The organism is Nosocomiicoccus massiliensis, from assembly GCF_000438455.1.
Classification (GTDB): domain Bacteria; phylum Bacillota; class Bacilli; order Staphylococcales; family Salinicoccaceae; genus Nosocomiicoccus; species Nosocomiicoccus massiliensis.
The window spans coordinates 1-8027 of the sequence record NZ_CAVG010000105.1; the positions used below are offsets into that span (position 1 = coordinate 1).

An 8027-nucleotide genomic window follows, 5' to 3' on the forward strand; every position below is an offset into this window, starting at 1 on the left:
TAATTAACACACATAAAAATTACAAATTACACTGAAATTTTGGTGTAATTTGTATTCGTTTTCCTAATTTTTGCATAAAAAATGAATGTGCTTTCACACATTCATTTCATTTAGTTTTTATTCTTATTTTTAAATATCGCTGTACTAACGACGTGTGGAACCTCGTAAATATCTCCTTCAACTGACGTTTTTAACGTATCATTAATTTCTTTTAGCACGGATTCTTTACGGTGATCACTAAATCTGGATAGCCATGATGACGTTCCAATTCGTTTTAACCATTCTTCGTCCGTGAATTTTATTTTATAGTCCTTTTTAAAAAGGTTTGTAAGGTCAAATTTATGATAATTAAAGTCACTGAACCATTCCACCGGGAAACTGTTGATCATTTGTATTGAATATTTTTTTGATCCTGCAGGCTCTAATTGATTGTATTTTGCATTAGCACGAATGATTTTCATCGTTTCTTTCATCATCGAGTTATTTACCCTAAACCCTAAATCTGAAATTATCATCATACCGTTTGGTTTTAATAGACGTTTCACTTCTTTTACCGCTTCATTAGAGTCAAAATACTGCCACGCACGTAATGCAAATATTATGTCATAATCGTTTTCTCTTAAATGCGTATTCTCTGCAAATCCGTCATGGAATTTTACATTGTCACCGCGCGTATAATCGATTCCCATTTTTCTAAATACTTCGCTCGGCTCTAACGCGTCAACTGTTGCACCTTCTTCAGATAACATTTTAGATAAAAATCCAGGCCCTGCACCGAGGTCTAATATTTTCTTACCTTTAAAATCTATACCGAGTTGTTTTATGCCATCTAATAATTCCTTTGGTATGTCGTTACGACTTTTAAAGTATTCTTCTTCAAATGTTTTTAGTTTATAATCCATTTCTTATCCGTCCTTTTCTATCAAACTATTTAATTGTATTCTATACGTAAATAACGGTATGATAAATAAATAATTGTTTTTAGTTAATATGGAGTGAACATTTTATGTCTAAACCATTACTCGCAATTACACTCATAGCGTTAATGATCTTATTATTTTACTGGGGAGTGACGTTTGTCGTACCGAGTTTCGGTTTCCCAAGAATCGTTGCATTATCTATTATATTAGGAAGTGTGGCAGGTTTCTACATATATACTATTATTGATAATAATTATCTCGATTAAAAATATATGGAGGGAAAGCTATGGCACATGCGAACGAAAAGCCAGATTATCGTTTAATTATCATCTTAATTAGTGGTGCGTTTATCGCATTTTTATCAAATACATTTTTAAACGTTGCATTACCATCGATTAAAAATGACTTTGGCATCTCAACGAGTAGCGTTCAGTGGGTGTCTACGTCTTATATGCTTGTTGCCGGAATCATCATTCCGATGACCGCCTACTTTATGAACCGCTTTAGCGCGAAGAAAATATTTTTAAGTTCAATGGGACTATTTTTAATCGGAACGTCCCTTGCAGGATTTTCTGTAACATTTCCGATGCTCATTGCAGGACGTATGATCCAAGCGACAGGTTCTTCAATACTTATGCCACTTCTAATGAATACTCTCATTAGAAGTTTCCCACCTGAAAAACGTGGAACTGCGATGGGGATGTTTAGTTTAGTCATGTTCTTCGCCCCAGCAATCGGTCCGACACTCTCAGGTGTTGTCATACAACGTTATGATTGGCACGTCTTATTTTTAATGATGATACCAATCTTAATCTTACTTTTAATTTCTGGTTATGTTTTACTACCTAACGTTTTACTGAATAAAAAAGCTGTTATGGACGTTCCATCTGTTATTATGTCAACGATTGGATTCGGTGCATTATTATATGGACTTGTATCGGCTGGAGATCATAAATTACTTTCTATACAAACATTTGGCCCAATTATCATTGGTGTTGTTGTCATTTACTTTTACGTAATGCGACAGATGAAATTAGATGTTCCGATGTTAAACTTTAGAGTATATAAATATCGTATGTATCTACTCGGAACGATCATTAGTGCTGCAACGAACATGGGACTATTTGCAGGTATGATTTTAGTACCGATCTTTTTACAAGATATACAAAACCGTTCCCCGCTTGAAACAGGATTACTCATGTTACCGGGCGCGTTAATTTTAGGTTTACTCTCTCCTGTATCAGGTAAGTTATTTGATATGTACGGTCCTAAAGGAATGGCAATCATCGGTTTAACACTTGCGACTGTAACAACAGCATTTTTAGGTCGACTTACCGTGGATACGAGTTTCTCATACATTTTAACGATTTACGTCATTCGTGCATTCGGTATGACGCTCGTCAACACACCGGTTATGACAAATGGGATGAACGACTTGCCTCGCGATTTAACACCGGACGGCTCTTCACTCAACTCTATGCAAAACCAAGTGTCTGGAGCTGTTGGTATCGCCTTACTTATTTCCATCATGCAAGGATACGTTAATTTTAATTTAAATAAACTAGACGTTGTGACACCTGAAATTGAAAATCAGATTACAATTGAAGGTATTAACTTAGCATTTAACGTCGGTGCTGTATTTATGGGAATCGCGCTCATCACTGCGTTCTTCTTAAAACGTGTGACGAGTGAAGATATGATGAAAAACGCAACATACGCTGCACGTCCTGTTGACGAAGGACGAAAAAAAATCCGTAAAGAAGATTAATCTTCTTTACGGATTTTTTATTTTTGGGCGATACGTTTAACGATTTCTATAATCGTCTCTGTTGATTTTTCTAAATCATTGACTGACGTAAACTCGTATCTACCGTGCATGTTTTCAGTTCCTGTAAATATATTTGGCGTTGGAAGACCCATATAAGATAACTGAGAGCCGTCAGTTCCTCCGCGTACAGGCTGAATAACAGGCGTGATACCGAGAAACTTCATCGCTTCTTGAGCAATTTCTACGATATAAAACTTAGGTTCAATTTTTTCTTTCATATTATAATATTGATCTTCAAGTTCTAACTTTACATTTTGCAAACCGTACGTATCTTGATACTTCTCTACAATTGTCTTCATCGTTTCTTTTCGTTTTTCAAAATTATCTCTATCAAAGTCACGAATGATATATTCTAATTCTGTTTCGTCTGTTGAACCGTTAATCGTGAGTAGATGGAAGAAGCCTTCATACCCTTCACTACATTCTGGCGTATCTTCAGGATCGAACTCTAAAACAAATTTAGAAGCAATCGTTAAACTGTTGACCATTTTATCTTTCGCAGTACCTGGGTGAATGTTCTTCCCTTTAATAATCACTTTCGCACCCGCAGCGTTAAAACTTTCGTATTGAAGTTCACCCACTGGACCACCGTCGATTGTATATGCAAAGTCTGCATTAAATTTCTCGACGTCAAACTTATGAGGGCCACGACCGATTTCTTCATCTGGCGTAAACGCGATACGGATATCACCGTGTTCGATATCGCTATTTAAAATCACTTCAGCTGCAGTAACAATTGCAGTAATACCTGCTTTGTCGTCTCCTCCTAAAAGTGTTGTACCGTCTGTTGTAATAAGTGTGTGACCAACATAATTGTTTAAGTTCGGGAACTCTTTTACAGTCATGACAATATCTTGTGTTCTATTTAAAATGATGTCGCCACCTTTATACTGAACGACTTGTGGGTTAACGTTTGTTCCTGTAAAGTCTGTTGCCGTATCGACGTGTGCTAAAAATCCAACTGTTTCAGCATCGACATTACCAGGGATTGTTGCAAATAAATATCCGTTTTCGTCGAGGGTAATATCTGATAAACCAATCTCTTCTAATTCTTCTTTTAACATGTGTAAAAGATCCCATTGTTTACTTGTAGAAGGCGTCGTTTCACTTGAAGCGTCGGACTGAGTGTCAACTTTAGTGTATCGGATGAGTCTTTCTGTAAGTTGTTCTTTCATAGCAATCTCCCTTATCCATGTAATTTATCGAAAATTAAAATCCAGAATCACGTGTTAATTTATTTTTTTCATTATATCGTTTAATACTTAAGCCGATTAATCGGTCAAGTAATTCACTATACGGAATACCGCTTTGTTCCATGAGTTTTGGATACATTGAAATCGATGTAAATCCAGGTAACGTGTTAACTTCGTTTACGATAACTTCTCCTTCTTCTGTTAAAAATACGTCTACACGCGCATATCCTAAACAGTCGAGAGTACGGTACGTATGTTCTGCGACTTCTTGAATTTTTTTCGTTTCGTCGTTCGATAATTCAGCAGGAATAATTAGCGTCGCACCGTCATCTGTTAAATATTTTGATTCGTAATCGTAAAAGTCAACGTTTGACACAATTTCACCTGGAATTGATACTGTTAACTCATCATTACCAAGAACAGACACTTCGATTTCACGACCGACGATCGCCGTTTCTATGAGTACTTTATCGTCAAATTTAAATGCGTCGTTTAATGCATGATTAAATTCGTCTTCATTTTCTACTTTACTCACACCGACAGAAGAACCCTGGTTCGCAGGTTTTATAAACATCGGTAAACCGAGTGCTTCTTTAATTAAGTTAAAATCGACGACATCCTTTTCATAAGAATGAACGACGATACCGTTTGCCACTTGAATATGATGGTAATCGAGTAACCTTTTCGTTACATCTTTGTCCATAGCGACTGCGCTACCTTTCGTATCACAGCCGACATAAGCGACGTTTGCACATTCAAGTAACCCTTGAACGTTACCATCTTCACCGTACGTACCGTGAAGTACCGAGAAGATTGAATCGAGTTTAATTTCGTCCGACTCTGTTTCAAACTGATTGCCTGGGATGACTTTTATCGGTTCTTTTTCATCGACTAATGTTAAGTCGATTTCTGTTAAGTCTGTTGTCGTCATCCACTCGCCTGTTTTTAGCACGTGAATTAAACGTACATTATATTTTTCTTTATCGAGTGCATCTAACACACTTTTCGCTGAACGAAGTGATACTTCATACTCCGTTGATTTTCCACCGTATATTAACCCTATATTTAATTTATTCATATGATTCGTCCTTTTTCATAAATTCGTTTTTATTTTATCATATTCATTATTTATAAATCATTCTTTTTAAGTGTCGTAATTTTATTATGTTATAATTTTGATAATCTTATTTAAAGGCTGGTGCTATATGAAGCGATTCTTTTCATATTATAAACCGTATAAGACGCTGTTTATGATTGATTTTTCATCAGCAGTGTTTGTCGGATTATTAGAGTTACTTTTCCCACTCATCGTCAGTGGTTTTATAGATAATTTACTGCCGACAGGTAACTTTAAAATTATATTACTCGCAACAATTGGATTACTAGCTGTATACATACTCAATACGTTTTTACAGTACGTCGTGACGTATTACGGCCACCTACTCGGAACTAATATAGAGCGAGATATCCGTAACGACTTATATAGTCACATTCAATATTTATCGTACCGATATTTTGACAATACAAAAACAGGTAAGCTGTTAACGCGTTTAACAAACGATCTCATGAATATCGGTGAGATGGCTCACCACGGACCGGAAGATTTATTTATTGCCGTGATGACGCTACTCGGTGCATTTGGAATTATGTTTTGGATTAACCCCGAACTCGCTGTAATATCATTTGTAATCGTACCTCTGATTTTAATCATCGCGATTTACTTCAACAAAAAAATGACCGTCGCGTTTAGAGAGTTGTTCGGACGTGTCTCTGAATTCAACCATTTAATTGAAGATAAAATCGGTGGAATCCGCCTCGTTCAAGCATTCGCTCGTGAGGAAGATGAAATTAAAGCATTTAAATCAATAAACTCTCGCTTTAGAGCGACAAAACTTAAAGCATATAAAATCATGGCGTTAAACAATTCTATTTCATATATGCTCATGCGTTTTGTGACAGTATTCATTTTAATTGCGGGTGCGTACTTCGTATTAAACGATAAAATCTCTTACGGGGATTTCGCTGCGTTTATTTTAATTTCAAATATATTATTTAAACCACTCGAAAAAATTAACGCAGTCATCGAACTATATCCAAATGGTATTGCTGGATTTAAACACTTTACTGAGACGATGGCAGTCGAATCAGAGATTAAAGAAATTGAGAATCCAATAGAACTTAAAACCCCTAAAGGTGAAATCGTATATCAAAACGTCTCATTCTCTTATGAGGATAAAAAAATCTTAAACGACTTATCGTTTAACGTAAGCCCTGGAGAAACAGTCGCACTTGTCGGGCCAAGTGGTGCAGGTAAAACGACAATTACGAGCTTACTTCCGAGATTTTATGAAGTGTCTGGCGGTGCGATTACGATAGACGGAACGAACATTAAGGAATACTCATTAAAATCACTTAGAGAAAACATCGGGATCGTTCAACAAGATGTATTTCTATTCTCAGGAACGTTAAGAGAAAACGTCGCATATGGTAAACCTGATGCAACTGATGAAGAAATATACGATGCGCTTGAAAAAGCACAATTAAAAGAGCTCGTCGATAGTTACGCTAAAGGGTTAGACACAGTCGTCGGTGAGCGTGGTGTGAAATTATCTGGTGGACAAAAACAAAGAATTTCGATTGCACGTATGTTCTTAAAAAACCCACCGATTCTAATTCTAGACGAAGCGACAAGTGCGTTAGATACTGAAACAGAACGAGAAATACAATCTGCTTTAAATCGCCTAGCAGTCGGTCGTACGACTTTAGTTATCGCCCATAGACTCGCGACAATTAAAAATGCAGACCGCATTTTAGTCGTGACACCAAACGGTATTGAAGAATCTGGATCACACGAAGAGTTATTAGAAAATAGCGAAGGTATTTACCGAGCATTGCATGACGCACAATTTGCAGCATTATAAATAGTATAAAATGGGATTCAACGGTTCCAGATAATCATAATGATTGGATAAATCAACGAGACGAAAACTACCTGAGTTACTCAAGTCTCTCTGATGAAGAGAATAGCATATTTATAGAGAGGGGGTATTGGATATAGTTCAAGCCGTGATTCTTGGGTCATATCGTTTTCTAAAGAAAATGCTAAAGAAAACTCATATCAGCTTACTCAAAATCATAATCAACAAGTAAAATCAGTACAAGATTTAGAAAAACTTGAACGAGATTTAACAAAAATTAATTGGTCTGATGATCTTTTGAAGAGGTGGGAACAAAGAAAGTTGATAGATTTTGATGAATCAGATCTTAGAATCATACAGTATAGACCGTTCACAAAGAAGTGGGTTAATAATTTACGACCGTTAATAAAAAGACCAAGTTTTTGGAATAATGCTTTTGGTGAAAATAATAATGAAAATAATTTATTTCTTAACATTGGTTCTGGTGAGAGAAATAGTGTTTTAATCTCACAAGATATCTCAGATTATCAATTACTATTCAACACTAAATCAATACCTTATAAGACTTTTAATAATTCTATATTTGAAGAAGAACAAATTAACATTAGAGACATATGGAAAAGTGAATTTAAAAAAGAAATTCACGTTCTTTATTATATTTATGGAGTTTTACATTCACTAGATTATCGAGAAAAATATGCAAATGATTTAAGAAAAACACTGCCTCGCATACCTTTACTGAAATATAAAGATGAATACGTAAGAGTTGGAAAAGCACTTATTGAGTTACATTTAAACTATGAAAATCAACCAAAGTGGCCAAGTGTTGAAGTTATAACAAATAGCTCAAATACAAGTTATCTGGTAAATAAAATGAGACATCCTAAAAAAGATGAATTGAATACGATTATTTTTAATGCAGATATAACTATAAAAAATATACCAGTACGAGCCTATAATTATATTGTAAATGGTAAGTCTGGGATTGGTTGGATTATGGATCAATATCGTATCAAAACAGATAAAAAACAAGAATCGTGAATGATCCCAATAAGTTTAGTGATGACCCTAAATATATTTTAAATTTATTATTATCAGTAATTACAGTAAGTATGAAAACTTTGGATCTTATAGAATCTCTTCCAAAATTTGAAATAGTTGAAGGACC

7 protein-coding genes are annotated in these 8027 nt (G+C 35.3%); 4 read left to right on the forward strand and 3 right to left on the reverse strand.

The window, feature by feature from the left end; all coding sequences use genetic code 11:
* Positions 1 to 110 precede the first annotated feature (110 nt).
* Complete coding sequence (locus TJ68_RS04700) at positions 111 to 902, reverse strand: class I SAM-dependent methyltransferase (RefSeq protein WP_040929017.1); 792 nt, start codon at positions 900 to 902, stop codon at positions 111 to 113.
* 104 nt (positions 903 to 1006) lie between these two features.
* Here TJ68_RS04700 and TJ68_RS04705 point away from each other — a divergent pair, with 104 nt between their 5' ends.
* Together TJ68_RS04705 and TJ68_RS04710 are read left to right on the forward strand one after the other, a co-directional pair.
* Positions 1007 to 1186, forward strand: a complete 180-nt coding sequence (locus TJ68_RS04705; RefSeq protein WP_040929018.1) for a hypothetical protein — start codon at positions 1007 to 1009, stop codon at positions 1184 to 1186.
* Positions 1187 to 1206: 20 nt separating this feature from the next.
* The gene (locus TJ68_RS04710; protein ID WP_040929019.1) at positions 1207 to 2688 is read left to right on the forward strand and encodes an MDR family MFS transporter; all 1482 of its coding nucleotides are present in this window, start codon (positions 1207 to 1209) and stop codon (positions 2686 to 2688) included.
* 17 nt (positions 2689 to 2705) lie between these two features.
* On the opposite strand, the gene pepT is transcribed toward TJ68_RS04710, so the two are convergent.
* Positions 2706 to 3923 carry a peptidase T gene (gene pepT, locus TJ68_RS04715; protein ID WP_040929020.1) on the reverse strand — a complete coding sequence of 406 codons (1218 nt, stop codon included), beginning with the start codon at positions 3921 to 3923 and terminating at the stop codon, positions 2706 to 2708.
* Positions 3924 to 3957: 34 nt separating this feature from the next.
* Positions 3958 to 5019: a D-alanine--D-alanine ligase family protein gene (locus tag TJ68_RS04720; RefSeq protein ID WP_040929021.1), complete on the reverse strand. Its 1062-nt coding sequence runs from the start codon at positions 5017 to 5019 to the stop codon at positions 3958 to 3960.
* Positions 5020 to 5146: 127 nt separating this feature from the next.
* Between TJ68_RS04720 and TJ68_RS04725 the strand changes: the two genes are divergently transcribed.
* Both TJ68_RS04725 and TJ68_RS08530 read left to right on the forward strand, forming a co-directional pair.
* Positions 5147 to 6862, forward strand: coding sequence for an ABC transporter ATP-binding protein (locus tag TJ68_RS04725; protein ID WP_040929022.1), 1716 nt, complete (start codon positions 5147 to 5149; stop codon positions 6860 to 6862).
* Between the two features lie 126 nt (positions 6863 to 6988).
* A complete protein-coding gene (locus TJ68_RS08530; RefSeq protein WP_162138458.1) occupies positions 6989 to 7900 on the forward strand; it encodes a type ISP restriction/modification enzyme in 912 nt (303 codons plus the stop codon).
* The last annotated feature ends 127 nt before the right edge of the window (positions 7901 to 8027 follow it).